Origin of the sequence: Bifidobacterium amazonense (assembly GCF_018555435.2) — a bacterium.
Classification (GTDB): domain Bacteria; phylum Actinomycetota; class Actinomycetes; order Actinomycetales; family Bifidobacteriaceae; genus Bifidobacterium; species Bifidobacterium amazonense.
Window position 1 is genome coordinate 39013 of sequence record NZ_JAFEJT020000013.1, and the last position, 25969, is coordinate 64981.

Consider the following 25969-nt stretch of genomic DNA (forward strand, 5'->3'; position numbering starts at 1 on the left):
GCCGTCACTCGAACGGGTAGCGCAGACCCCAGCGGTCGCGCAGCGCATCCATGAGCTCCATGATGCGCAGCGTGTCCGCATGGGGCATTTCCGCGCATTCGCCGCGGCCGTCGAGGATCGCATTCGCGGCCGCGGCGACCTCGTACTCGTAGCCGGTCAGCTGCGCGGGCACATCGATGCGTTCGCGCAGCGCATGGTCCGGCCCGTACACGTCGATCGCCTCGACGTTGTTGATGTTGCGGCACACGACGTAGCCGTCCGTGCCCCAGATCACGCCGTCGCGGTCCGACGCGCACAGCATCGACGAGACGGCCGTGGCCATCACGCCGCCCGCGCCGCCGGCATAGTACAGCGTCGCTGAATTCTGTGCGTCCACGCCGGTTTCGTACGGCATCATCGACGTCGCGATGCGCTCGACCGGCACCGAGCCGTCGCCGCCCATCACCATGTCGATGAAGTTGAGCGGATACACGCCGACGTCGAGCAGTGCGCCGCCGGCCAGCGCCGGATCGGTCATGCGCGGCTTGCCGGTCACCGGATAGCACAGGTTCGCGTTGATCGCACGCACCTCGCCGATACGGCCGGACGCGACGACGTCGTCGATCAGCGCGCGCGACGGCATGTAGCGTGTCCAGATCGCCTCCGTGCACAGCAGGCCGGTGCGATCGGCCGCATCGAGCAGCGACCGCGCCTGCGCGGCGTTCGCCGTGAACGACTTTTCGACCAGAATGTTCTTGCCGGCCTCCAGGCAGGCGATGCCCTGTTCGGCGTGCAGGCTGTGCGGAGTCGCGATGTACACCAGATCCACGTTCGGATCGGCCAGCAGCTCTTCGTACGAGCCGTAGGAGACGGGGAATCCGTGCTGCGCGGCGAACGCGGCCGCACGGTCGGCGTCGCGCGCGGCGACCGCGTACGGCGTGATCAGATCGCGGTAGCGTTCGTCGGCGGCCATTTTCGTGAGCGTCTCGGCCATGTGGATGGCGATGCGGCCCGCGCCGAGGATCGCCACGTTCACCTTCAGGCCCTGCGCTTCGGCTTCGGCCTGACGTCCGTTGAGTCTGCCTGTTGCGTTGCCGGTGACTCCCATCGTTCCTCCTTGAATCATTGATCGAGCAATCGTCGATCGAACGATCGTCGATCGAAAAACGGATATGACAGCATTCTCATTCTAGGATCCGGCGGTGAACGCCGGTGGGGAGCTCTCGGCCGCGGACCGCCGGTGTCGTGCTGTCGGTGGTGAGCCGTCGGTGCTGAGTTGCCAGTGGCGAACTGGCGGTCGTAAACTACCGGCGATGAACTACCATGGTGCCCCATGGTCGGCAAACACACGGCATCGCCCGAACGATACGAGCGTGGCACGCGCAGCTACACCATGTCGCACATCCGCGGCAAGGACACGACGATCGAGGTGCTCGTGCGCAGCTACCTGTTCCGTCGCGGACTGCGGTTCCGCAAGAACGACAAACGGTACCCCGGGCACCCGGACGTGGTGCTGCCGAAATATCATGCGATCGTATTCGTCAACGGCTGCTTCTGGCACATGCACGAGGGCTGCTCGAAGCATGCGATGCCCAAGTCGAACGTGGAGTTCTGGAGCACGAAACTGCTGCGTAATCATGATCGCGACGTACGACAGCATGCCGAGCTGCGCGCGGCCGGCTGGCGCGTGATCGTCGTGTGGGAGTGCGAATTGGCGAAGGCCGTGCGCGACGAGCGGCTGGCGCGGCTGTACGACGAGATCGTCGCGTCGACGACGGCGGACGGCACGGTCGACGCGCGGGGCGATGTGCAGGGCGATGCGCAGATCGTCACGCAGGATGCCGCGCAGGACGACGACGCGCAAGATGACGCGCAGAACGTCGTACAGGACGAATTTGCGCGGGAAACGGGCAAAACGGCTGCGATTGATGCCCGGAACACTAGAATCGGGAACGGAAACGAACGACGGACCAGGGGAGCCGCACCGCGCGGCGATGAACCTGCGTGACGATGAAGGAAGCATGATATGGCAGACAGGCATCCGGTGATGGCGCAGCGTGCGCGCGAGGCGCAGCCGTTCCGTGCGATGGTGTTCGGCGAGAAGGCCGACAATATGATCGCGAGCGGCATCGATGTGGTCAAGCTGAGCCTGGGGGAGCCCGACTTCGGCGCGCCGCCGGCCGTGCGCGAGGCGATGCGCGAACAGTACGACGGTCGTCCGCTGCCGTACACCGCCGCGTTCGGCCTGCCCGAGCTGCGCCGTGCGATCGCCGACTTCTACCGCACCAAGCACGGCGTCGACATCGACCCGAAGCGCATCGTGATCACGTCGGGCGGCTCGGCGGCGCTGCTGCTGGCGACCGCGCTCACCGTCGACCCGGGCGACGAGGTGATCATCGCCGACCCGTCGTATCCGTGCAACCGCGAACTCGTGCGCTCGTTCGGCGGTTCTGTCGTGGACGTGCCGACCAGCGCGGCGACCCGGTTCCATCTGACGCCGGAACTGGTCGACGGTGCGTGGAGCGAGCATACCAAGGCCGTGATGATCACGTCGCCGTCGAACCCGACCGGCACGACGATCGAATTCGATACGCTCAAGGCCGTGTGTGATCTGGCACGTGAACGCGGCGCGTGGCGCATCGTCGACGAGACGTATCTCGATCTGGCCGACCGCGAGCCGGACGGCAGCGAGGTGCGTTCGGTGCTGCTCGCCGACCCGGACGCGATCGTATGCAACAGCTTCTCGAAGTTCTTCGGCATGACCGGCTGGCGACTCGGCTGGGCGGTGATTCCCGAATACACGATCGAGGCGGTGGACGATCTGGCCACCAACTTCTACCTGTGCGCGCACACGCCCACCCAGCACGCGGCCGTGGCCTGCTTCACGCCCGAAAGCCTTGCCGTATGCGAGGAGCGTCGGCAGGAGCTGCTGGCCCGCCGGCGCATCGTGGTCGACGGACTGCGCGCGATCGGCCTGCCGCTCGAAGTGGAGCCGAACGGCGCGTTCTACGCGTACTTCAACGTCTCCTCGACCGGACTGGATGCGTGGACGTTCTGCGAACGTGCGCTGAACGAGGCGCATGTGGCGCTGACCCCGGGACGCGATTTCGGCCCGGCCACCGCCGACACGCATGTGAGGCTCTCGTACGCGGCGTCGCGCGAGGCGCTCGCCGAGGGCCTGCGCCGGCTGGGCGAGTTCGTCAAGACGCTGTGATGGCTTTTTCGCGGCTTCCCTGACAAAGGGAGCCAAGGAAAACTAAGACGGGCACCGTGCGAACGACCGTAACTCAACATTATGCCGTGTCCGTCATTGAGTTACGGTCGTATACGGGCATGAAAAAGGCCGTAAGTCAATCCCAATGTGCACAGGGGATTGAGTTACGGCCTTTTCTGATCAGCCAGCGGACTGACGAAGCCGGATGGCGTCACTTGGCGGCCGCGGCGGCCTTGGCCTTCTTGTCGGCGTCGAACGCATGCTCGTTGGCCGCATCCGCGCCCTTGGCGGAACCCTTCTCGCCGTTGTCGGAATCCCAGTGGATCTCGTGGCGGTCATCGTGGTTGCGCCACCAGCTCGACAGGATCGAGCCGGAGATGTTGTGCCACACGGAGAAGAACGTGGACGGCACGGCTGCGATCGGGTTGGAGGCGAACGAGGTCAGCGCCAGCGTCGCGCCCAGAGCGGAGTCCTGCATGCCCACTTCGAAGGTGATGGCCTTCTGCTGCGCGTAGCGGAAGCCCTTCGGATACACCTTGTACATGAGCTTGGAGAAGCCGAAGCCCAGTGCGTAGCCGGAGAGGTTGTGCAGGATGACGACCGGGATGGCCATGAGCGAGGAGGCCACGAACAGCTTCGGGCCGTTGGCCGCGACGACCACGCCGATGATGAGCAGGATGGCGACCTGCGAGACGATCGGCAGCGCGACGGTGACGGTCTCGATCTTCTTGCCGAAGATCATGTGGCAGATCACGCCGAGCGCGATCGGGAACAGCACGACCTTGACGGCGTTGAGGAACAGCGACGCGACCGGCACGGCCACGTACTGCGAGGCCAGCAGCTGCATCAGCAGCGGGATCATGAACGGCGCGCACAGGGTCGACAGGATGCCGATCGACACGTCGAGCGCCACGTCGCCGCGCGACAGGTAGCTCATCACGTTCGACGACGTGCCGGACGGGCAGCAGCCGACGAGGATCACGCCCACGGCCAGCGGGCCGGACAGGTGGAAGATCGTGCACAGCAGCACGGCGATGAGCGGCATGATCACGAAGTGCGCGACGGTGCCGACGATGACCATGAGCGGCTGGGTGAGGATGCGCTTGAAGTCGTCAAGCGTCAGCGTCAGGCCCATGCCGAACAGCACGATGCCCAGCAGATAGCCGGTGTAGCTCTTGCCCCACAGCGAGGTCTGCGGCACGAAATAGTTGAACACGGCCCATACGATCACGATCAGCGTGAACCACTTGGTCAGCCAATCGGCGAATTTCTTCACGTTTTCCACGAGAAAGACTTCTCTCTATAACCTTGCGTAATACCTGAGTTGTGCGCCCGGCACAGGCGTGGCCCCGGCCGGACGGTTGCGTTCCGTTTTGCGGATTACCCGACATGCTAGGGACCGGTGTCCGGATACGGAGATGTCGTCTCACGTTGTGACCGTTAACGATGCGGATGATGTTCGGAAACGTTGCCGTCGATCAGCTGTCGGTTGGCTGTCGGTTGGCTGTTGAATAGCTGTCGGGCGGTCGTCGATTCCGCGGAGGGAAATGACCGTGGCGTACGGGAGGGTGGGGTTATAGACTGAGGTGCGGATATGTATGCCATTATCGGAAGGATTATTATGTCCGCTGAAGCGAACGTCGGAGTCGTCGGTCTTGCTGCCATGGGCGCCAGCCTGTCGCGCAATCTCGCCCGTCACGGCAACAAGGTCGCCGTGTTCAACCGTCATTACTCGCGTACCGAGAAGCTCATCGCCGAGCACGGCGACGAGGGCCAGTTCTTCCCGGCCAAGACGCTCAAGGAGTTCGTCGACTCGCTGAGCAAGCCGCGCACCGCGATCATCATGGTCAAGGCCGGCGCGCCGACCGACGAGATGATCAACGATCTCGCCGATCTCATGGAGCCGGGCGATATCATCGTCGACGCCGGCAACTCCTACTTCAAGGACACGATCAAGCGCGAGAAGGCGATCCGCGCCCGCGGCCTGCACTTCGTCGGCTGCGGCGTCTCCGGCGGCGAGGAGGGCGCGCTGCTCGGTCCGTCCATGATGCCCGGCGGCACCGAGGAGTCGTGGAAGACCCTGAAGCCGATCCTCGAGTCCATCTCCGCGAAGGCGGAGGGTGAGCCGTGCGTGACGCACATCGGTTCGGATGGCGCCGGCCACTTCGTCAAGATGGTGCACAACGGCATCGAATACTCCGATATGCAGCTGATCGCCGAAAGCTACGATCTGATGCGTCGCGGCCTGGGCATGGAGCCGGGCGAGATCGGCGACGTGTTCGAGGAGTGGAACAAGACCGAGCTGGACTCCTACCTGATCGAGATCACCTCCGAGGTGCTGCACGAGGTCGACAAGAAGACCGGCAAGCCGCTCGTGGACGTGATCGTGGATCATGCGGGCATGAAGGGCACCGGCACGTGGACCGTGCAGACGGCGCTCGAGCTGGCCGTGCCGGTCACCGGCATCGGCGAGGCCGTGTTTGCCCGTGGCCTGTCCTCGCAGGGCGAGCTGCGCGAGGAGGCCCAGCGCCAGAACTTCGAAGGCCCGACCGGCTCGGTCGAGATGCCGCTCGAGGAGCGTCAGGCGTTCGTCAACGACATCCGCGAGGCGCTGTACGCGTCCAAGATCGTCGCCTACGCGCAGGGCTTCAACGAGATCACCGCCGCCGCGAAGGAATACGACTGGAACATCGATCTGGCCGCGGTGGCCCGCATCTGGCGCGGCGGCTGCATCATCCGCGCGAAGTTCCTCAACCGCATCTCCGACGCGTTCGAGGCCGGCGACGCGAACGTCTCCCTGCTGTTCGCCCCGTACTTCAAGGACGCGATCGAAACGGCCGAGCGTTCGTGGCGCCGCGTCGTGGCCCGCGCGGTCACCTTCGGCATCCCGGTGCCGGTGTTCTCCTCCTCGCTGGCCTACTTCGACGGCCTGCGTTCCAAGCGCCTGCCCGCCGCCCTCATCCAGGGCCAGCGCGACTTCTTCGGCGCCCACACCTACCAGCGCGTCGACGAGCCGGGCACGTTCCATACTTTGTGGGCCGAGCCGGGCCGTAAGGAAATCACTTTGTGATTTCCTTACGGCAAGCACAGCCCAGTGGGCTGTGCTTAGGCTCGGCCTGAGCGAGCCGATAGGCGAGCGAAGGCAGTATTGAGCCCGAGCGTAGCGAGGTCCTTAATTGCAGGGGCCGGAGGCGAGGACGAGGGGACAGTCCGGTGGACTGTCCCCAGTCCTCAGCCGAGCGGCGACAGCCGCGAGGCAGCATTGAGTCTCGCGCGTAGCGCGAGTCCATAATTGCAGGGGCCGGAGGCGAGCCGGGTTGTTCTGAAATCACTCTGTGATTCCAGAACGAGGGGACAGTCCGTCGGACCGTCCCCAAGGTCCGTAACCACGGGGGTCGTTCCCAACGGACAGCCCCCGTTTTTCTTTAACAGCGTGATACAAGCCACTCTCAACGCTCAACGTCCACACCCGCCGCGCGTGTCGATGGCCGCCCGACGGCCGCCGTGCTAGGCTCGGCATAGCGGCCGCGGTGAAGAGGCCGCAGACGCGTGCAACGCATGGAAACGGAGGCCGTCATGGTGGACGACGCGATATTCGATCAGTACCCGCTCGACAGTTGGAAGGATCCCGGTCACCGGATCATGGACCGGTTCTCGCTCGCCGGCAAGAAGGGATTCGTGACCGGCGGAGCGGGCGGCCTGGGTCGCAACGCCGCGGCAGCGTGGGCGGAGGCCGGCGCCGACGTGGCGATCGTCGATCTGCCGCGCACGAGGGAGACGCTCGAACCGCTGGCGAAGGAGATGTCCGAACGGTACGGCACGCATGTCGTGCCGCTGTACTGCGACGTGTCGGATCGCGGGCAGGTCGCCGCGCTCAAGTCGTCGCTGGTCGACGAACTCGGCACGGTCGACGTCGCGTTCATCAACGCGGGCGTGAACGTGCCCGGCGACGATGCCGACGAGCCGTACGAGGTCTGGCAGAGGACGCTCGACATCAATCTGACGGGCGCGTATCTGACCGCGCAGGCCGCGCAGCACATCATGCGCGAGCACAAGCACGGCGGTTCGCTGATCTTTACGTCGTCGTTGTCCGCGCACAACGCGAACTTCATCGCCGGTGGTCCCTCTCCGGTGGCCGCGTACGGCGCGACCAAGGCCGGCATCTACGAGTACGCCCGGTATCTGGCGGCCGCGCTCGCTCCGTACGGCATCCGGTCGAACGCGATCTCGCCCGGCTACGTGTGGTCGGGTATCTTCGAGGGGCGCATCACGCCCGACGGCCATGATCTGATGACCGCGCCCGTGCCGATGCGCCGGTTCGGCACCAACGAGGAGATCGCCTCGGCGGTGCTGTTCCTGGCCAGCGACGCGTCCAGCTACGTCACCGGCACGAACCTGCAGGTCGACGGCGGCTACTCCGTGTACTGATCGTGCCGCGCGCCGACGGTCCTGCATGCCGCAGCTCCGCGTAACGAACGACACAACAAAGCGCCGGGCCGCCGATCGGTAAGATCGGCGACCCGGCGCAATCGAATATCACAGCCGGACAGCGTAATCGGCCGGCGCAATCAGACATCCGTACGTCACAGCTTCGAGGCCGCGCCCTCGTCGATCATCCACAGCAGCTCCTGCCCGTCGGCGTACGAGCTGGGGGCCATCGGGTTGCGCGGCGCGGCGAACGCCTTCGCCACCGCGTCGGCCTTGCGCGCCTCGGACGTGAACACCCACGTGTGACGCGAGCGCGCGATCATCGGCACGGTGAGCGTCAGGCGCAGCGGCGGCGGCTTCGGCGAGTCGCGCACGCCGGCGACGAGCACATGCGGATCGTCGAGACGCACCTGCGGCAGTCCGGGGAACAGCGACGCGAAATGCGCGTCCGGCCCGACGCCGAACATCGCGATGTCGAGCGCGGGATCGTCGCCCAGCTCGGACTCGAGCTCGCGCTGATAGTCGGCGGCGGCCCGGGCCAGCACAGCGTCGGTCTCCTCGGCGGAAGCGGACGCGATCTCGTCGGCCGGACGCACGTCGGCCGGCATCTCGTGGATGTTCGACTCCGGCAGCAGGCCGCCGTCGATCATGCGGGTCAGGAATTCGCCGCGCGCCTGCTTGGCGTTACGATCGTCGTCGTCCGCGGCGACGAACCGTTCGTCGCCCCACCAGATGTGCACGCGCGACCAGTCGGTCGCCTCGGCGAGCGGGCTGGCGAGCAGCTCGTGGAAGACGCGGTTGCCGTCGGTGCCGCCGGTCACGGCGATGTCGACGCGCGTGCGGCCCGGCTCGGCGAGCAGGTCGCCGATGGTCAGCAGCGTGCGCGCGGCCACGGCCTGCGCCAGCACGGTCGGATTCGGATAGATGATGGTCTTGCGATTGGTCATGACGTTCCTTTGCCTGGAATCGGCCTACGGCCGATGCGATATTGTTGGCTCGCTACGCTCGCGACGCTCCCTCAGTCAGCCTACGGCTGACAGCTCCCTCAGCCGAGGGAGCCGAGGCTCCGCCAGCATCGGCGGTGTTACGCGGATATTGGCGGAGCGAGTCGGGAATATGGCATTGCGCATGGCGCAATACCGATATCAGTCGGTGGTGTGGATGAGGTCCCAGCCGCGGGTGATGACCTCGGCGTAGATCTCGTCGGGGTACATGCGGCGCAGCTCCTCGCTCAGGCACTCCTCGAGCGTGCGCGCGGGTACGCTGATGGTCTGCGGCGACTGGCCGGGCATGCTGATCACGGCCACGCCCTCCTCCGCGTCCGGGCGCTCAAGGCTGAGCACGCCGTCGGCACGGGTCAGGTACACGCCGGTCACGGCGGTCGCGCCCGGCACGTCCTCGACCACGACCGGCACGTTGAGCCGCAGGCGCAGCCAGGCGGCGAGCAGGTCCATCGGCAGGAAGCCCTTCGGTCCGGTCACGCGCACGGTGCTGATCGGCAGGTGCGGCGGCTGGTCGAGCATCGTCGCCAGCATCGCACGCCAGACCGTCAGACGCGTCCACGACATGTCCACGTTCTTCGGCGACCAGTTGCGGCGCAGGTCGCTGATCGTGCGGTACGGGTTCGACGAGCGCATCGCGTCGGTGATGCGGCTGCGGGCCATCGCGCCGAGCAGGTCCTTCGACGGGTTCGCCGGCGCCTCGGTCGGCCACCAGGCCACGACCGGCGCGTCCGGCACGAGCAGCGGGATCACCAACGTGTCCTGATGATGCACCAGTCCGCCGCGCGGATGCAGCACGATGATCTCGCCCGCGCCCGCGTCCGCGCCGAAACGCACCTGGGCGTCCAGATTCGACGTCTCGTCGTCGGCGGCCGCATCATCCTCCGGCTCGGCCTTCGTCTGCGCGGCTGCCGCGCCACGCTTCGGGCTGATCGCGATCACGCGGCACGGATGCTCGCGGCTGGCCGCGTTCGCGAGCTCCAGCGCATGCTCCAGTTCGTCCTCGTTCGTCGAGATCAGCAGCGTGAGCACGCGGCCGGTCGCGGACTCGCCGCGCTCCTCGTGCAGTTCGTCGATCTTGCTCGAGATCTCGCGGGTCCGGGTATTCGGCATATCAATGATCATGGCATCCTCCAATGGCGTCCGTCGCGGGCGAGCATCTCATCGGCCTCCTCCGGCCCCCACGTGCCGGAACGGTACGGCTGCGGCTGGCCGAGCGTCGACCAGAACTCCTCGATCGGATCGAGGATCTCCCAGCTCAGCTCCACCTCGCGCGTGGTCGGGAACAGCGGCGGCTCGCCGAGCAGCACGTCCAGAATCAGGCGTTCATAGGCTTCCGGCGAGCTTTCGGTAAACGAACGGCCGTAGCTGAAGTCCATCGACACATCGCGCACCTCCATCGACGAGCCGCCCGGCACCTTCGCGCCGAACCGCATCGTCACGCCCTCGTCGGGCTGCACGCGAATCACGATCGCGTTCTTGCCGAGCTCACGCGTCGCCGTCGACTCGAACGGCAGGTGCGGGGCGCGCTTGAAGACGACCGCGATCTCGGTGACGCGCTTGCCCAGACGCTTGCCGGTGCGCAGATAGAACGGCACGCCGGCCCAGCGGCGCGTATCCAGATCGAGCCGGATCGCCGCGTACGTCTCGGTCGTGGACTGCGGGTCGATGCCCTTCTCGTCCAGATAGCCGACGACCTCGTGCGAACCCTGCCAGCCGGCCGCGTACTGGCCGCGGGCCGTATGCGCCGCCAGATCGCGCGGAATGCGCACGGCGGACAGGATCTTCGTCTTCTCGGCGATCAGATCGGCCGCGGAGAACGAGACCGGCTCCTCCATCGCGGTCAGCGCGAGCAGCTGCAGCAGATGGTTCTGGATCACGTCGCGTGCCGCGCCGATGCCGTCGTAGTAGCCGGCGCGACCGGCCACGCCGATGTCCTCGGCCATCGTGATCTGCACGTGGTCGACGTAGTTCGCGTTCCAGATCGGCTCGTACATCGCGTTCGCGAAGCGCAGTGCGAGGATGTTCTGCACGGTCTCCTTGCCGAGGTAGTGGTCGATGCGGAACACGCTCGACGGGTCGAAGACCTCGGAGACGACGCGGTTGAGATCGTTCGCGCTCGCCAGATCGTGGCCGAACGGCTTCTCGATGATCACGCGCCTCCACGCGCCCTCGGTGGAGCGCGACAGGCCGCAGTCGGCCAGCTGGCGGGCGACGATCGGGAAGTCGCGCGGCGGCACGGACATGTAGAACGCGTGGTTGCCGCGCGTGCCGCGGTCGCGGTCAAGCTCGGCGACTGTGTCCGACAGGCGCTCGAACGCCTTCTTGTCCTCGAACGTGCCCTGCACGAAGCGGATGCCGGAGGCCAGCTGCTTCCAGGTGGACTCCTTGAACGGGGTGCGGCAGTGCGCGATCACGTTCTCGCGCACGAAATCCTTGAACTGGTCCTCGGTCCAGTCGCGGCGCGCGAAGCCGGTCAGGCCGAAGCTCGGCGGCAGCAGGCCACGGTTGGCGAGGTCGTAGATGGCGGGCAGCAGCTTTTTGCGCGACAGGTCGCCCGTCACGCCGAAGATCACGATGCTGCACGGGCCGGCGATGCGCGGCAGGCGCAGATCGCGCGGGTCGCGCAGGGGATTGACCCAAGCGGAGGTTGTGGTTTCACTCATGGTTCCCATCCTAGACGCTCGGTTTCGCCGAGGGCATGGGACGGCTCGGTTCACGGGATGGTTGGCGGCGAAACGTGCGACAGATCACGTTGATCGCTTGGAGCCATGCGGCGGAACATGTCTTGGACGTCGGTATGTCGGGATGCCGGGTCGCATCCGGGGCTACTTCCTCAGCCGCTCCAGCATCCGCCCGTTCAGGTGGATCTGCGAGCACAGGATAGCCGAGAAGATCAGCACGAAGCCCACGCCGGCCGCCGGCTGGACGCGCTCGCCGTAGAACAGCACCGAAAACAGCAGGCTGAACACCGTCTCCAGGCACATGATGAGCGACGCCTGCGAGGGCGGCGTGACCTTGAGACCGACGTTCTGCATGATCTGCGCGCACATCGTCGCGCCGAAGAACAGATAGACGAGGCACGCGAGCACGTTCGGCTCGAGCCAAGCCGCGCTCGGCGCCGGCTCGGTCAGGATCCCTCCGATCAGGCACGCGACGCCGGCGACCACGAACTGCGCGAACGTGAGCGCGACCGGGTGGATCGTCTGGCCGAACTTGCCCAGCCAGACCAGATTGAACGAGAACACGCACGCGCACAGCAGCGTGAGCAGGTCGCCGAGCCCGATCGAGAACCCCCCGAGCCCGGAGCTGAGCGAGACGAAGCCGACGCCGGTCAGGCACAGCGCGGCCGCGACCAGATTGCGTGCGGTCGGCCGCTGGTGCATGAGCAGCCACGACGTGAACGGCACGATCACGCAGTACGCGGCCGTCAGAAACGCGCTGCGTCCCGGCTCGATCATCGTCAGGCCGGTCATCTGGCTGACCATCGTGCCCCAGTACGTCGCGCCGACGAGCAGGCCAGGCACGATGATCCGACGGTTGAGATACGGCACGATCTGCCTGCGGAACAGCACGAGCATGATCGCCGACGCGGCGAGCAGTCGGATCGCCATCAGATACTGCGGCGTGACGACGCTCATCGCGACCTTCGCGGTCGGATAGCTGCCTCCCCACAGCATCGCGCATGCCAGCAGCATGACCTTGCCGACGGTGGGGGAGAGCGTGAACTTGCGCGGCATTGCCCTTGAGCTCCTTCTCGTGAACGTTGTCCGTTCGTCCGACCGTTCATCCTTTCGGCCGGAACGAAAGCCGACAACAGCTTATCCTCTCGCCGTCCGTCCCGCGCCCCGGCGTGGCGGCCCGGCCCGGCGCGGGCGTCAGGCCGCTATAGTGACAGGAAGGATATTAGGTAAACCGTTGTCCTAAGTCGGGTCCGGCGGGGCCCGGGCCGGCACGGACACCGCCGATGACGGCGGTTCCGGCGGCGGCGACGGTGCGCGCGAAGCGGAAGGGAAACGGCGATGCCGGCGGCGAGACGAATCGGACAGGACGACCTGCGCAACCACAACATGTCGGTGGTGCTGTCGACCGTCGCGCGCTCGCGCACGCCGATGAGCCGCGCGGCGCTCGCCAAAAGCATCGGCCTGACGAAGGCGACCATGTCGCTGCTGACCGACATTCTCCTCAAAAACGGCGTGCTGCGGGAACTCGCGCCCGTCTCCGAATCCTCGTACGGCCGACCGGCCACGCCGCTGGCGTTCGAATCGGGCCGCTGGGCCGGCATCGGCATGCAGATCAACACCGACGGCGTCGGCTATCTGGCGCTCGACATCAGCGGCGGGGTCGTGCTCAGCGACTGGCACGAACGCACGATGGTCAACGTCAACCCGGCCACGGCGTTCGCCGAACTCGACGACATGATGCGTCCGGTCGAACGCGAGCTGGCGGAACGCGGCTATCGCGTCGCCGGGTCAAGCCTCGCGCTGCCCGGCCTGGTGACGAACGGCGACCGCCTGCTCGTCGCACGCAACTTCGGCTGGCACGACATCGACCTGAACCGCTATCCGGTCTTCTCCCGGCTTTCCGCCACCGCCGACAACGAGGCCACGCTGGCCGCGATCGCGCAGATCCCCGGCTACGCGTCGCAGCGAGCCGACCGCGACTGGCCGCTCGGACCGCTCGACTCGTTCGTCTACGTGTCCACCGACATCGGCATCGGCGGCGCGTACGTGCGCGAAGGGCAGATCGTACGCGGCGACCATGGCTTCGCCGGCGAGATCGGACACATCTGCGTCGACCTGCGCGGAACGCTGTGCCGCTGCGGCCGGCACGGCTGCCTCGAGACGATCGCCGGACGCCGCGCGCTGGCAGTGGCCGCCGGACTGGGCGACGGCGACGCGGCGGTGCGCACCGAACTGCTGCCCGACCTGTACGCGGCGTGGCGCGGCGGCGACACGAAGGCCGCGCTCGCCGTGGAGAACGCCCTGTCCGCGCTGGCCGCGGCGCTCGCGTCCACGGTGAACATGATCGATATGGAGAACATCGTGCTCGGCGGCCTGTGGAGCGGGTTCGGCGACGGGCTGCGCGCCGATCTGGAGCGGCGCGTGCAGGCGCAGATCCTCGCGCGCGACGCGGCGCGGGTGCGGCTCATGTTCCCGCCGGTCACCGAGCATCCGGCGATGCACGGCGCGGCCGTGATGGGCCTGCGCCGGCTGTTCGACAACCCGATGGGATTCATGTCGGTCGACTGAGCCGGGCGTCGTGTCGGCTGTGCCGATCGTTGCGCCGGCTGTGCGGCTGCCATAAACCGTTGATATTATTGGCGACTCGCCGTATCGCGCCCGATTAAGTTCATTGATTTGACAAAGATAGTTAAATGGTTTTATATTTATTCATGTCAGCCGGCGGAACGCAAAGACCGCGAAGCCGGAACGAAGAAGTACATACACCAACCGCACCGAAAAGGAGACCATGATGGGTCTGTGGGATGTTGACAAGATCGAGTACGTCGGCCGCACCAAGGGACCGCAGGAGGGCCTCGCGTTCCACTACTACGACGCCGACCGCGTCGTCGCCGGCAAGAAGATGAAGGACTGGCTGCGCTTCGGCGTCGCCTGGTGGCACACCTTCAACCAGGAGCTCGTCGATCCGTTCGGCACCGGCACCGCGCACCGCCCGTACTACAAGTACAGCGATCCGATGGACCAGGCGCTCGCCAAGGTCGACTACGCCTTCGAGCTGTTCACCAAGCTCGGCGTCGAGTACTTCTGCTTCCACGACCGCGACATCGCCCCGGAGGGCGACACCCTGCGCGAGACCAACGCCAACCTCGACAAGGTCGTCGACAAGATCGAGGAGAACATGAAGGCCACCGGCGTCAAGCTGCTGTGGAACACCTCCTCCCTGTTCACCAACCCGCGCTTCGTGTCCGGCGCCGCCACCTCGCCGTTCGCCGACATCTACGCCTACGCCGCCGGCCAGCTCAAGAAGAGCCTCGAGATCGGCAAGCGCCTCGGCGCCGAGAACTACGTGTTCTGGGGCGGCCGTGAAGGCTACGAGAACCTGTGGAACACCGAGATGAAGCGCGAGACCGACCACATCGCCAAGTTCTTCCACATGTGCGCCGACTATGCCAAGGAGATCGGCTTCGACGCCCAGTTCCTCATCGAGCCGAAGCCGAAGGAGCCGACGCTGCACCAGTACGACTTCGATGCGGCCACCGCCATCGAGTTCCTGCGCAGCCACGACCTGACCGACGTCTTCAAGCTCAACCTCGAAGGCAACCACGCCAACCTGGCCGGCCACACCTACCAGCACGAGATCCGCGTGGCCCGCGAAAACGGCTTCCTCGGCTCCCTCGACGCCAACCAGGGCGACAAGCTCATCGGCTGGGACATGGACGAGTTCCCGACCGATCTGTACGAGACCGTCGCCGTCATGTGGGAGGTCCTGCAGGCTGGCTCCATCGGCCCCCACGGTGGCCTGAACTTCGACGCCAAGCCGCGCCGCACCTCCTTCTACGCCGAGGACCTGTTCCGTTCGCACGTCGCCGGCATGGACTCCTACGCCGCCGGCCTGCTGGTCGCCGACAAGATGAACCGCGACGGCTTCATCCAGGACCTCATGGCCGAGCGCTACAGCTCCTACGATTCCGGCATCGGCGCGACCATCGAGAACGGCACCGCCACGCTGGCCTCCCTCGAGGAGTACGCGATCGACAAGCCGCAGTCCGAGCTCATCGCCGCGACCAAGTCCGATCACCTCGAGTCCGTCAAGGCGACGATCAACAACTACATCGTCGACGCGCTGGCTGAGGCGTGAGTCGAAAGCCCGATGGGCTTTCGGAGTAGCTTCAGGCGAGGTTGAGGCGATAGCCGATACCGAGCGAATGCCGGGCGCACGCAGCACTCCGCGGTTGCGGGACGAGGCGTGCGCCGACCGATAATCCGACTGGCCGCTGTATTACGGCTTCGGCTGATGCGACGGCCGGACGGATCGCCGGAAATCTGCCGGCGGCCATGCCGGCGGGTTCCGTTTCCTCTGTTCCTGTTTCCTTTCCCCTTCCCGCCGGCCGAGCCCGCGGTGCGTATCCTGTTCGGGGTGCGACGCGGACTCGGCCGTGCCCGGGGCAATGCCGTTTGTGACATTCCCTACATTTGCCGATATTCTTCCTACCGCTTCCGGACAACGGCGTCCGGACCCATTACGATACCCTTCTACGATGCCCGCCCGCGCGGCAGGCGCACGCAACATGCCCTCGCCATCGCCCGCAACATCGCCCGTCTACAATCCGTAACCGTCGGGTTGTCCATCACTTCGCACGAAAGGACCGATCGACATGACCATCGCAGCCCTCACCGCCTTCGTCCTCTCCCTCGTCGGCATCGCCCTGCGCGACCGTCTGCGCCGCAACGGCTGGATGTAGGCATTCCGCAAACCATCGTCGCACGCCGTCTGCACGCACATCGCAGTCGTGCAGCTGGCGTGTTCCCAACGGCCGCCCGGTCACGCACCCACGTGACCGGGCGGCCGTGCGTTCGACGCGCGCAGCGGCATCCACCTGAACCACACACCCACGTGACCGGGTGGCCGTTCGTGTAATGGATGAACGGATGGGGAACGGGATGCCCCGTCAACCATGCCCCAAGACAGATGTCAACCATCCGCTCGGACTAGACAAACGATGCCCATGGCTTCGGACGCGGCTTCGGTCGGCGTTATCGTCTCCATTTCCCCACTTTCCCCTTCGGCCGGCCCGCAGGAACGCCGGCGAGGTGTCTGGCGGTGGTGAATGTGGTGAAATCGACAGCATGAACGGACTCCGATAGGACGGTCGGCATCGACCGTTTTCGAAAGTGGGGAAACAAGCAGTACCGGCACCGCTCACGACGGGTGTTCGTGATGTCGGTTTCCCCACATTCGGCGTGACGTTCCGAATGTGGGGAAATCGACAGTATGAACGGGATCAATAATCGGCGTGTCGCGTCGCTTCTTCCCCACTTTCGGATACGGGCGCATGCAAACGTTCCGGTTTCCCCACATTCGGACGATTCCCGCCGATTCCCATGTCGGTTTCCATGGTGGCTTGTCACCCCCGGTGTCACACCCGGTCGATTCAGGTCGTTTTGCGTGGTCTGTGGTGTGATCGGCTGTCACGCAATCACGGAAAGTACCCATATCGGCAAGGTGTGACAGAGTCCGTGTCATACTCTGCAGCCGGTCGGCGATATCGGGCAAGTGTGACAGGCGATGTCCCGCAGAGTCCAAGTAATACCAGCGATTGGCCGGTATCCGTCCCGACGGCGCCGGTGTACCCCATGTCACGCTTCGCGAAAAATCCCTGTTCGCATGGAGGCGTGACAGCAAATCAGGGCACACTTCAGCCAGCCACCTGTTCCCGGGCAAAGTATGACAATAAAACAGATGCCGGGAACGGGAAATGCCCGCCAGCGCAACCATCACACCGCCGTTCAGCGGGAGGCCGGGGCGGTCTTGAGCGTGCCCTGCAGGTCGTCCGTTCAGCGCGCGCGGGGAGCGGCGACGGAGCCGCGTTCGACAAGGCGCGGGGGCAGGACGACGCGATGTACGCCCTCGCCGAGACGGCCGTCGAGATTGTCCTCGATCATGTCGATCGCAGCGTCCATGAGATCGCGGAACGGCTGCGCGATCGTGCTCAATGCCGGATGCAGGTACATCGAGGGGAACACGTTGTCGAAGCCGAGCACGGACAGGTCGTCCGGAATGCGCAGGCCCAGCTGGGAGGCGGCCTGATAGACGCCCATCGCCATCAGGTCGTTGAACGCGAAGATCGCGGTGGGCGGCTCGTCCAGCTCGAACAGCTCGAGCGTGGCCTTGCGGCCGCTTTCGGGGAGGAAGTCGCCGCGCAGATTGTATTGGTCGGGCAGCGCGAGCCCCGCTTCGGTGAGCGCGCCGACGAAGCCCGACAGTCGCGCGCTGGACGCCAGCGACGTGGCGCGGCCCTGGATGGTGGCGACGCGCGTGTGGCCGCGTTCGACGAGATACCGGCCGGCCATCAGACCGCCGGTCCAGTTGTCGACGCCCGCCGACAGCCGGCTTTGCGCGACCACGCCGGGCAGGTCGATGAGCACGAGCGGGATGTTCCACGACGAGAACGCGTCGAGTTCGTTCGGTTTCGTGTCGTCGAGGATGAGGATGATGCCGGCCGGGTCGTCCTCGGCGATGCGTTTGAGCAGATGCTCGCGGCTTTCGTCGGTTTTGGCGATCTGCCGGATGGAGAAGACCAGGTCGACGTCGTTGGAGCGCGCGGCCGCCTCGTTGATCAGCGAGTCCGCGCCGGACGGCAGGTTCGGCGGCAGCACAACCTCGACGATGCGCGACTGCGCGGGTGCGTAGCCGCGTTTCGTGTATCCGGTCTGCCGGATGATCTCCTCGATGCGGCGGCGCGTGTCGTCGGCCACGTCCGGTCGGCCGTTGATCACCTTGGATACGGTGGCCAGCGAGACGCCGTCCTGCTTTGCGATGTCGCTGGCCGATACCTTCTTCGCCGTACGCGCCATGATCGCTCCCGTTGCCTGTGGGTCGTGCACGCCGTGCGTCGTGGCGCGGCGTTTTCGACAAGTTTCGAAATTTCTCGAAACAGTCTATCGCATCGCGCCGAAGAGGGCGACCACGGCGTGTGCGATGGGGTGCATGGACGGGATCGGAGGATGTGCCGGAGGATGCGGGGGAGTCCGTCGGATCGTGGGCTGACTCACCCGCGCTCACTCCGCGCCCGGAGCGGCGGTGCTGCCGCGCACGATGAACGAGGTGGGTATGATCGTGCCGCCGGGCCGATGGCGGCCTTCGCGCATGGCCAGCAGCATGCGCACCGCCTCCACCGACATCTCGCGGATCGGCTGGTGCACGGTGGTCAGCGGCGGGCCCATCAGCGCGGCGGTCTGCACGTCGTCGAACCCGACCACGGACAGGTCTTCGGGGATGCGCAGCCGCAGCACGCGCGCGGCCTCGTAGACGCCCATCGCCATCAGGTCGTTGCAGGCGAAGATCGCGGTCGGCTGGTCGGGCCGATCAAGCAGCTGCTTGGCGCATTCGAGCCCGGAGGCCATTTTGAACTCGCCTTCGATGCACAGCGAGGGGTCGAACGGGATGTTCGCCTCCTCGATCGCCGCGCGGTAGCCGTCGAGCCGGGCGCGCGAGCACATCATGTCCATCGGGCCGGTGATGATGCCGATCTTGCGGTGGCCGAGAGTGATCAGGTGGCGCGTGGCGGTCAGTCCGCCGCTCCAGTTGTCGGCGCGGATGGACGCCGCGGACGGGTTCGGGTCGCCGGATGGGTCGAGCAGCACGATGGGGATGCCGTGCGCGGCCAGCCGTTCGGTGTCCGCTTCGGACAGGTCGGAGGTCACGATGATCGCGCCCAGCGGGTTGCGCGCGATGACGGCGTCCAGCCAGGCGGCGGGGGAGCCGCCGCGATCGCCGCTCTCCGTGATGACCACGCCGAGCCGGCGTTCGCGCACCTCCTGCTCCACGCCGATCATGACCTCGAGCCCCCAGACGTTGTCCAGCCGTTCGAAGATCACGTCGATCAGCGGTGCGGAATCGGTCGTCTGCCCGGCGTTCGGCTTGCGGTAGCCGGCCGCCGCGAGCGCGTCCTTGACGCGGCGGCGCGTGTCTTCGGCGACGTCCGTGCGGTCGTTGACGACCTTGGATATGGTCGCCGTGGATACGCCGAGGTCGCGCGCGATGTCGGAGAGCCGGACGCGGCGGGCCGTGCCGGCGTCGCGTTGCGCCGGCCTCGTCGACGTGACTTGCGTTGCGTTGGATGAGCTCATGGTTGCTGTCCTTTCGTCAACGTTTCCGAAAGTATTCGATGAAATTAAGTATATAACTTTCGAAACGGCGTGTCGCGGATTTCGCCGACACGGTCGCGGGGCACATCGAGAAAATTGTTGAAAAATCAGCATTTCCACGTCGTTAAAGGCTCTCCGATGATCGATAGTTAGCGATAACAAGAGTTTCGAAACCGTTTTGACAAGGATTAGATGCTGGTGTATAACATGAATTGTTCTCAAAGTTTCGAGGACTTGAGTTAAAAGTTTCGTACAAGGAGAGTGCGATGAAGCAGAACAACGGGCGAGGCAAGAAGAAGGTGATCGCCGGCATCGCGGCGGTGTGTGCGATGGCGACCACGCTGGCCGGTTGCGGCGGCGACTCGAAGAGCAGCGATACGCGGCTTTCCAGCGACGGCAAGCCGCTGGTCAAGATCATGGCGCTCAAGCAGGATACCGACATCCCCGCCAAGGACATGGTCTGGACCACCGAACTGGAGAAGGCGTGCGACTGCCACATCGAATGGCAGGAGGTGACCTCCACCTCGTGGAACCAGCAGAAGAACACGACGCTGGCCTCCAACGACATCGCCGACATCTCGCTCGCCGGCCTGTTCTACGCCGGCCAGGAGAACTCCTACCCGATCTTCGAGGACTTCTCCAAGCACCTCGACGACATGCCGAACGTCAAGAAGTTCCTCGAGAACGAGCCCGACGCGAAGCTCATGGTCCAGAACAACGAGGACGGCGGCATCTATTCGCTGCCGCAGGACAGCGGCGAATGGAACGACAACTCCTCGCAGCGCATGTTCATCAACAAGCAGTGGCTCGACAAGCTCGGCCTGAAGATGCCGACCTCCGCCGAGGAGCTGCTCGACGTGCTGCGCGCCTTCAAGACGCAGGACCCGAACGGCAACGGCAAGGCCGACGAGATCCCGATGGACGTGCGCAAGCTCGCCACCGACAACTTCGCCTGGTGGGACATGTTCCTGATGATGAACATGACCGGCATCCCCACCCGTCTGCAGGGCTGGCCGGGCCCGCAGGGCATCTACGTGGACAACGGCACCGTCAAGGACTGGGTCGTCTCCGACGAGTTCAAGAAGGTCGTCAAGTTCTACAACACCGCCATGCAGGAGGGCCTGCTGCCCAAGGACGCGCTCACCCATGACGACAGCACCTACTCCACCGAGCGCGAGGGCGACCAGAAGACCGGCGCCGCCACCGTGGGCGTCTCCTTCGAGGGCACCCGCTACTGGTACACCGACAAGCTGGCCGACCAGTACACCTCGCTGACCCCGTTCGCCTTCGACGACACCGTCGACCACCCGGTGTGGGACACCTCGTCGTCGCGCTACGGCTCCGGCGCGGTGCAGGTCGCCAAGGACGCCCCGAACAAGGCGACGATCTGGAAGATCATCGACACCATGTACTCCACCGACTTCGCGGTCCAGATCAAGTACGGCTCCAAGTTCGTCACCAAGAACTCCGACGGCAGCTACACCATCGACCCGTCCAAGTACGACTCGAGCAAGGAGGACAAGAACACGTACACGCTGAACATGTCCACCTACATCCCCGAGGACACCGTCATCAACGGCGACGTCGAGAAGGAACGCACCGAGGAGGCGTCCGAGGCGTTCAAGGCGGCACGCGCCAACGTGAACGACAAGAGCTACATGCCGTACTACGCCAACGCCTCCGGCTCCCAGGACACCGAGCTCGGCAGCCTGTACACCAACGTGATGACCTACGTGATGCAGACCACCGGCAACTGGATCCAGAACGGCGGCATCGACAAGGAATGGGACGACTACGTCAAGAAGGTCAACAATGCCGGCCTGCCGCGCATCATCGAGATCTGGCAGGACATCTACGACAAGCAGGTCAAGAACCGCACCGAGTGACGGCGCCCGGACCCGTCAATGACGTGGACCGCCGGGCGAGCGGGAACCCGACTCCCGCCCGCCCGGCCACCCCCGAAGAAAGGAAATGCATATCATGCGCGCGACAAACCGCAATGCGAACGCGGCCGGCACCGAAGCCGGCACGGCATCGGCGCTGGTCCCGGACAACCGCACGCTGCTTCGGCAGCGCCCCCTCCCGGTGCGAATCGCCGACTACTGCAAACGCTACTGGCAGCTGTGGCTGATGGCCCTGCCCGGCGTGTGCTTCGTGGCACTGTTCTCCTACGTGCCGATGTACGGCATCCAGCTGGCCTTCCGCCAGTACGACCCGACCAAGGGTCTGACCGGCGGCCGGTGGGTCGGCTTCATGTACTTCAGGCAGTTCTTCAACGCCCCGCAGTTCTCCAACCTGCTCATCAACACGTTCCGCATCTCGCTGTGGACGCTGGTCATGGGCTTCATCTTCCCGATCATCCTCGCGCTGCTCATCAACCAGATCGGCTCGACCCGGGTGAAGGGCTTCGTGCAGACCATCACCTACATGCCGCACTTCATCTCCACCGTCGTCATCGTGACGATGATCAACATCTTCCTCTCGCCCGACACCGGCATGGTCTCCAAGCTGTTCGGCAACGCGAACCTGATGGGCCAGCCGAACGCCTTCACCCCGATCTACTGGATCACCGAGGTCTGGCAGCACTGCGGATGGAACTGCATCATCTACCTCGCGGCCCTCTCCAGCGTGGACACGGCCCTGTACGAGGCCGCCAAGATCGACGGCGCCGGCCGGCTCCAGCTCATCCGCTACGTCGACATCCCGACCATCCTGCCCACCTGCGGCATCCTGCTCATCCTGAACATGGGCAACGTGCTCAACGTCGGCTTCGAGAAGATCTGGCTGATGCAGAACACGCTCAACCAGCCCGCCTCCGAGGTCATCTCGACGTTCACCTACAAGATCGGCATCGTCGGCAACCAGTTCAGCTACTCGACCGCCATCGGCCTGTTCAACACGGTCATCAACTTCGTCTTCCTGATGATCGCCAACCAGGTGGCCCGCAAAGCCTCCGACACGAGCATCTTCTAAGGAGCATGACATCATGAGCAACGCCTCCATGACCTACGACATGCACGACGCCACGGCTGTGAAAGCCCGTGAGGAAAGCGCCGCCATCCCGCTCAACCCGAAGGTCCGCCAGAAGAAGACCCCCGCCGACTGGGCCGTCGACATCGGCATCGCCGCCCTGCTGGTGCTGGTGGTGGCCGCGGTCGTCTACCCGCTGTGGTTCATCATCATCGCCTCGTTCTCCAACCCGTCGGCCGTGGCCAACGGCGAGATCACGTTCCTGCCCAAGGACGTCACGTTCGCCGGCTACAAGCAGGTGTTCACCGACTCGCGCATCTGGACCGGCTACCGCAACACGATCATCTACTCGGTGTTCGGCACCGCGCTCAACATGATCGTCACCATGCCGCTCGCCTTCGCGCTGTCCCGCCGCGAGTTCCGCGCACGCCGGTTCATCATGTTCATGTTCACCGTGACGATGTTCTTCTCCGGCGGCCTGATCCCGACCTACCTGCTGTACAAGGACCTCGGCCTGCTCAACTCGATGCTCGTGTTCATCATTCCGGGCGCGGTCTCGGTGTGGAACGTGATCATCGCCCGTTCGTTCTTCGAGACGAGCATCCCGGAGGACCTGCACGACGCGGCCCAGATCGACGGCGTGAACTACCTCGGCTACTTCATGAAGATCGTCCTGCCGCTGAGCGGCGCGATCATCGCGGTCATCGCCCTGTACTACTTCGTGGGCCACTGGAACGACTACTTCACCGGCCTCGTCTACATCCGCACCGCAGACAAGAAACCGCTGCAGGTCGTGCTCCAGGAGATCCTGCTCGCCAACCAGTCGAACAAGACGAACACGTCGAACATCGGCACCACGAGCGAGATCAACCAGGCCGCCGACCAGATCAAGTACGGCGTGATCATCGTCTCAACCCTCCCGCTGCTCATCATCTACCCCTTCCTCCAGAAGTACTTCAACAAGGGCGTGATGATCGGAGCGGTCAAGGGCTGACTGGAATACCTGCGGGACCTCCCGTTCCCCCGTTCTCCTGACAATTTCCTTCCTTCCGGGGGAACGGGAGGCCCCGCGCACCCTTTCACAGCGTTCACAGGCAAAGGAGCATCATGGCAGACGCAATGTGGCTGTCCGAGAGCGTCGCGCGACGCGCGGCGAGCGGCTGCACGTTCTCGGTCGACGTGGACCGCGTCGGCGAGGACGCGCGGTCGCTGCGGCTGCGCGACGAGATCGTGCGCCGGCTGGGCCGTCCGATCGTCTCGGAAGCGGGCCGCGCGAACGTGCGGCTGGTCGCGGGCGTCACGTCGTTCGATTCGGACGAGGCGTTCTCGATCGAATCGCACGACGGCGTCACCGTGATCGCCGGCAACACGACGGCCGCGCTGATGTACGGCCTGTACGGCTGGCTGCGTCGCCGCACGCTCGGTGGGACGCCGACCGATGGACGCATCGTGAGCGCCCCTGACCAGCCGATCCGCATGATCGACCACTGGGACCAGATCGACGGTTCCGTCGAACGCGGCTACGCCGGCGAGTCGATCTTCTTCGGCCGCCCCGGCAGCAACGTGCACGCCGAGTTCACCGGCTTCCCGCAGCGCGACGAGACCGACGCGTTCCGCGGCGACATGGACCGCGTCGAGGCGTACGCGCGCTTCCTCGCCTCCGTCGGCATCAACGCGGTGTGCCTGAACAACGTGAACGTGAGGGGGCTCGCGACGAACCTGATCGCGGACCCGTGGCTCGGGCGCGTGGCCGGCATAGCCCGCGTGTTCTCGTCGTTCGGCGTCTCCACGTTCCTGTCGGTCAACTTCGCGGCGCCCATGCGCATCGGCGGCCTCGGCACCTCCGACCCGCTCGACCCGGCCGTGCGCGCATGGTGGGCCGGCGTGGCGGACCGCATCTACGAGCGGATCCCCGACTTCGGCGGGTTCGTCGTCAAGGCCGACTCCGAAGGCGAGCCCGGGCCGTTCGCCTACGGACGCACCCACGCGGACGGCGCGAACATGTTCGCCGAGGCGCTAGCCCCGCACGGCGGCACCGTGATCTGGCGCGCGTTCGTCTACAACTGTCGGCAGGACTGGCGCGACCGCACGCTCGACCGCGCACGCGCCGCCTACGACCACTTCCGCGAGCTCGACGGCCGCTTCGCCAAGAACGCCGTGCTGCAGGTCAAGTTCGGCCCGATCGACTTCCAGACGCGCGAACCGCTGAGCCCGCTCATCGGCGGCATGTCGCGCACGAACCTGATCGTCGAGTTCGAGATCACCGCCGAGTATCTCGGCCATCAGATCGACGTGAACTACGCGGTGCCGCAGTGGCTGTCGATGATCCACGCGGACACCGGCCGCGACGACGCGGACGGACGCCCGCTGGAGACGGCCGACTATCTGCGAGACGTCGCGGTCGACCCGTCGCGCGTCGGCTACGCGGCCGTCGGCAACGTCGGCATGGACGACAACTGGACCGGGCACAAGCTCGCGCAGTCCAACCTGTACGGCTACGGACGCATGTGCTGGGACGGGTCGCTGAGCGCCGGAGAGATCGCACGCGAATGGACACGGCTGACGTTCCCGGAGGCCGACGGCGACGCCCGCGCGACGATCGAGCGCATCCTCGGCACGTCGAACGCGACGTACGAACGCTACACCGCGCCGCTCGGCGTCGGATTCATGGTCAACCGCAACGGCCACTACGGACCGGGCGTCAACGACTACGAGTACGACCGCTGGGGCACCTACCACTACGCCGACCGCGACGGCGTCGGCGTGGACCGCACGGTCGCGACCGGTACCGGCTACACCGGCCAGTACTCGCCGCGCGTCGCCGCGACGTACGAGAACCTCGCGACCTGCCCCGACGAGCTGCTGCTGTTCTTCCACCACGTGCCGTACTCGCACGTGCTGCACGACGGCACGAGCGTGATCCAGCACATCTACGACACGCATTTCGCCGGAGCCGCCGCGGTCGACGACTACATCGCGCAATGGGAGACGCTCGCCGGACGCATCGACGACACCGCGTACGAGAACGTGCGCGAACGATTGCAGCGGCAGCGAGAGAACGCGATCGCGTGGAGGGACCAGATCAACACGTACTTCCACCGGATGAGCGGCGTCGACGACGCTCACGGACGCGTGATCCACCGCTGAGCCGCGACAACCTACCCGCGCGATCCGCCCCCCCCGCCGCGGAACCCGCCGACAAATCACAAGAGTCTACAGAGAGTCCCAAGAAGGAGCCGACATCATGCCCCAGATGACCCATGCCGAAGCGCTCGAACAGGCCAGGCGCATCGTCGCGCAGATGACGTTGGACGAGAAGATCGGCCAGCTCAACTACGCGGCCCCCGCCATCGAGCGGCTCGGCATCCCCGAATACAACTATTGGAACGAGGCGCTGCACGGCGTGGCGCGTGCGGGGGTGGCCACCGTGTTCCCGCAGGCGATCGGCATGGCCGCCATGTTCGACGATGCCGAGCTCAAGCGCGTGGCCGAGACGATCGCCGAGGAGGGGCGCGCCAAGTACAACGAGTACGCCGCGCACGGCG

18 protein-coding genes and 1 pseudogene are annotated in these 25969 nt (G+C 65.6%); 11 read left to right on the forward strand and 8 right to left on the reverse strand.

Annotated features, from left to right (window positions below):
- Nucleotides 1–4: 4 nt before the first annotated feature.
- On the reverse strand, nt 5–1087 hold the full coding sequence (locus JS533_RS04670; protein WP_241513340.1) for a Gfo/Idh/MocA family protein: 1083 nt from the start codon (nt 1085–1087) through the stop codon (nt 5–7).
- Nucleotides 1088–1312: 225 nt separating this feature from the next.
- On the opposite strand from JS533_RS04670, the pseudogene JS533_RS04675 reads away from it, so the two are divergent.
- Together JS533_RS04675 and JS533_RS04680 are read left to right on the forward strand one after the other, a co-directional pair.
- Nucleotides 1313–1744 (forward strand): annotated as a pseudogene (locus tag JS533_RS04675) (very short patch repair endonuclease); the annotation flags it as partial.
- Nucleotides 1745–2005: 261 nt separating this feature from the next.
- Nucleotides 2006–3193 (forward strand): pyridoxal phosphate-dependent aminotransferase, encoded by a 1188-nt coding sequence (locus JS533_RS04680; protein WP_241513339.1) that lies wholly within the window; start codon nt 2006–2008, stop codon nt 3191–3193.
- A gap of 211 nt (nt 3194–3404) precedes the next feature.
- Here JS533_RS04680 and JS533_RS04685 read toward each other — a convergent pair whose 3' ends face one another.
- On the reverse strand, nt 3405–4478 hold the full coding sequence (locus JS533_RS04685; RefSeq protein ID WP_241513338.1) for a bile acid:sodium symporter family protein: 1074 nt from the start codon (nt 4476–4478) through the stop codon (nt 3405–3407).
- Between the two features lie 336 nt (nt 4479–4814).
- On the opposite strand from JS533_RS04685, the gene gndA reads away from it, so the two are divergent.
- Nucleotides 4815–6263, forward strand: coding sequence for an NADP-dependent phosphogluconate dehydrogenase (gene gndA / locus JS533_RS04690; RefSeq protein WP_241513337.1), 1449 nt, complete (start codon nt 4815–4817; stop codon nt 6261–6263).
- 488 nt (nt 6264–6751) lie between these two features.
- Nucleotides 6752–7621, forward strand: a complete 870-nt coding sequence (locus JS533_RS04695; protein WP_241513336.1) for an SDR family oxidoreductase — start codon at nt 6752–6754, stop codon at nt 7619–7621.
- 155 nt (nt 7622–7776) lie between these two features.
- Here JS533_RS04695 and pgl read toward each other — a convergent pair whose 3' ends face one another.
- The 4 genes from pgl to JS533_RS04715 all read right to left on the reverse strand — a co-directional run bounded on the left by pgl (nt 7777) and on the right by JS533_RS04715 (nt 12362).
- Nucleotides 7777–8568 carry a 6-phosphogluconolactonase gene (pgl, locus tag JS533_RS04700; protein WP_241513335.1) on the reverse strand — a complete coding sequence of 264 codons (792 nt, stop codon included), beginning with the start codon at nt 8566–8568 and terminating at the stop codon, nt 7777–7779.
- 198 nt (nt 8569–8766) lie between these two features.
- A complete protein-coding gene (locus tag JS533_RS04705) occupies nt 8767–9747 on the reverse strand; it encodes a glucose-6-phosphate dehydrogenase assembly protein OpcA (protein ID WP_241513334.1) in 981 nt (326 codons plus the stop codon).
- Complete coding sequence (gene zwf, locus JS533_RS04710; RefSeq protein WP_241513333.1) at nt 9744–11297, reverse strand: glucose-6-phosphate dehydrogenase; 1554 nt, start codon at nt 11295–11297, stop codon at nt 9744–9746. The genes JS533_RS04705 and zwf overlap by 4 nt, the downstream gene beginning before the upstream one ends.
- A gap of 153 nt (nt 11298–11450) precedes the next feature.
- On the reverse strand, nt 11451–12362 hold the full coding sequence (locus tag JS533_RS04715; RefSeq protein WP_241513332.1) for a DMT family transporter: 912 nt from the start codon (nt 12360–12362) through the stop codon (nt 11451–11453).
- Nucleotides 12363–12644: 282 nt separating this feature from the next.
- On the opposite strand from JS533_RS04715, the gene JS533_RS04720 reads away from it, so the two are divergent.
- Nucleotides 12645–13874: an ROK family protein gene (locus JS533_RS04720; RefSeq protein WP_241513331.1), complete on the forward strand. Its 1230-nt coding sequence runs from the start codon at nt 12645–12647 to the stop codon at nt 13872–13874.
- Between the two features lie 223 nt (nt 13875–14097).
- Complete coding sequence (gene xylA, locus JS533_RS04725; protein ID WP_241513346.1) at nt 14098–15444, forward strand: xylose isomerase; 1347 nt, start codon at nt 14098–14100, stop codon at nt 15442–15444.
- 1697 nt (nt 15445–17141) lie between these two features.
- Here the strand turns inward: xylA and JS533_RS04730 are convergent.
- Both JS533_RS04730 and JS533_RS04735 read right to left on the reverse strand, forming a co-directional pair.
- Nucleotides 17142–18161: a LacI family DNA-binding transcriptional regulator gene (locus tag JS533_RS04730; protein WP_241513330.1), complete on the reverse strand. Its 1020-nt coding sequence runs from the start codon at nt 18159–18161 to the stop codon at nt 17142–17144.
- 204 nt (nt 18162–18365) lie between these two features.
- Nucleotides 18366–19436, reverse strand: a complete 1071-nt coding sequence (locus tag JS533_RS04735) for a LacI family DNA-binding transcriptional regulator (RefSeq protein ID WP_241513329.1) — start codon at nt 19434–19436, stop codon at nt 18366–18368.
- A gap of 284 nt (nt 19437–19720) precedes the next feature.
- Here JS533_RS04735 and JS533_RS04740 point away from each other — a divergent pair, with 284 nt between their 5' ends.
- From JS533_RS04740 to JS533_RS04760, 5 genes are all read left to right on the forward strand, one after another.
- Nucleotides 19721–21340, forward strand: coding sequence for a type 2 periplasmic-binding domain-containing protein (locus JS533_RS04740; protein ID WP_241513328.1), 1620 nt, complete (start codon nt 19721–19723; stop codon nt 21338–21340).
- A 94-nt stretch (nt 21341–21434) separates the two neighbouring features.
- Entirely contained in the window at nt 21435–22427 is a 993-nt protein-coding gene (locus tag JS533_RS04745) for an ABC transporter permease (protein ID WP_241513327.1), read from the forward strand.
- A 40-nt stretch (nt 22428–22467) separates the two neighbouring features.
- Nucleotides 22468–23418 carry a carbohydrate ABC transporter permease gene (locus JS533_RS04750; RefSeq protein ID WP_241513345.1) on the forward strand — a complete coding sequence of 317 codons (951 nt, stop codon included), beginning with the start codon at nt 22468–22470 and terminating at the stop codon, nt 23416–23418.
- Nucleotides 23419–23531: 113 nt separating this feature from the next.
- Nucleotides 23532–25571, forward strand: a complete 2040-nt coding sequence (locus JS533_RS04755) for an alpha-glucuronidase (protein ID WP_241513326.1) — start codon at nt 23532–23534, stop codon at nt 25569–25571.
- Between the two features lie 97 nt (nt 25572–25668).
- The coding region (locus JS533_RS04760; protein WP_241513325.1) for a hypothetical protein at nt 25669–25969 on the forward strand (301 nt) is incomplete at its 3' end.

Coding starts and splice junctions, on each gene's coding strand:
- JS533_RS04735 (WP_241513329.1), bottom strand. CDS start 19,436: ATGAGCTCATCCAACGCAACGCAAGTCACGTCGACGAGGCCGGCGCAA.
- gndA (WP_241513337.1), top strand. CDS start 4,815: ATGTCCGCTGAAGCGAACGTCGGAGTCGTCGGTCTTGCTGCCATGGGC.
- JS533_RS04720 (WP_241513331.1), top strand. CDS start 12,645: ATGCCGGCGGCGAGACGAATCGGACAGGACGACCTGCGCAACCACAAC.
- JS533_RS04730 (WP_241513330.1), bottom strand. CDS start 18,161: ATGGCGCGTACGGCGAAGAAGGTATCGGCCAGCGACATCGCAAAGCAG.
- JS533_RS04695 (WP_241513336.1), top strand. CDS start 6,752: ATGGAAACGGAGGCCGTCATGGTGGACGACGCGATATTCGATCAGTAC.
- JS533_RS04705 (WP_241513334.1), bottom strand. CDS start 9,747: ATGATCATTGATATGCCGAATACCCGGACCCGCGAGATCTCGAGCAAG.
- JS533_RS04680 (WP_241513339.1), top strand. CDS start 2,006: ATGGCAGACAGGCATCCGGTGATGGCGCAGCGTGCGCGCGAGGCGCAG.
- JS533_RS04740 (WP_241513328.1), top strand. CDS start 19,721: ATGAAGCAGAACAACGGGCGAGGCAAGAAGAAGGTGATCGCCGGCATC.
- JS533_RS04755 (WP_241513326.1), top strand. CDS start 23,532: ATGGCAGACGCAATGTGGCTGTCCGAGAGCGTCGCGCGACGCGCGGCG.
- JS533_RS04745 (WP_241513327.1), top strand. CDS start 21,435: ATGCGCGCGACAAACCGCAATGCGAACGCGGCCGGCACCGAAGCCGGC.
- xylA (WP_241513346.1), top strand. CDS start 14,098: ATGGGTCTGTGGGATGTTGACAAGATCGAGTACGTCGGCCGCACCAAG.
- zwf (WP_241513333.1), bottom strand. CDS start 11,297: ATGGGAACCATGAGTGAAACCACAACCTCCGCTTGGGTCAATCCCCTG.
- JS533_RS04670 (WP_241513340.1), bottom strand. CDS start 1,087: ATGGGAGTCACCGGCAACGCAACAGGCAGACTCAACGGACGTCAGGCC.
- JS533_RS04715 (WP_241513332.1), bottom strand. CDS start 12,362: ATGCCGCGCAAGTTCACGCTCTCCCCCACCGTCGGCAAGGTCATGCTG.
- JS533_RS04750 (WP_241513345.1), top strand. CDS start 22,468: ATGCACGACGCCACGGCTGTGAAAGCCCGTGAGGAAAGCGCCGCCATC.
- pgl (WP_241513335.1), bottom strand. CDS start 8,568: ATGACCAATCGCAAGACCATCATCTATCCGAATCCGACCGTGCTGGCG.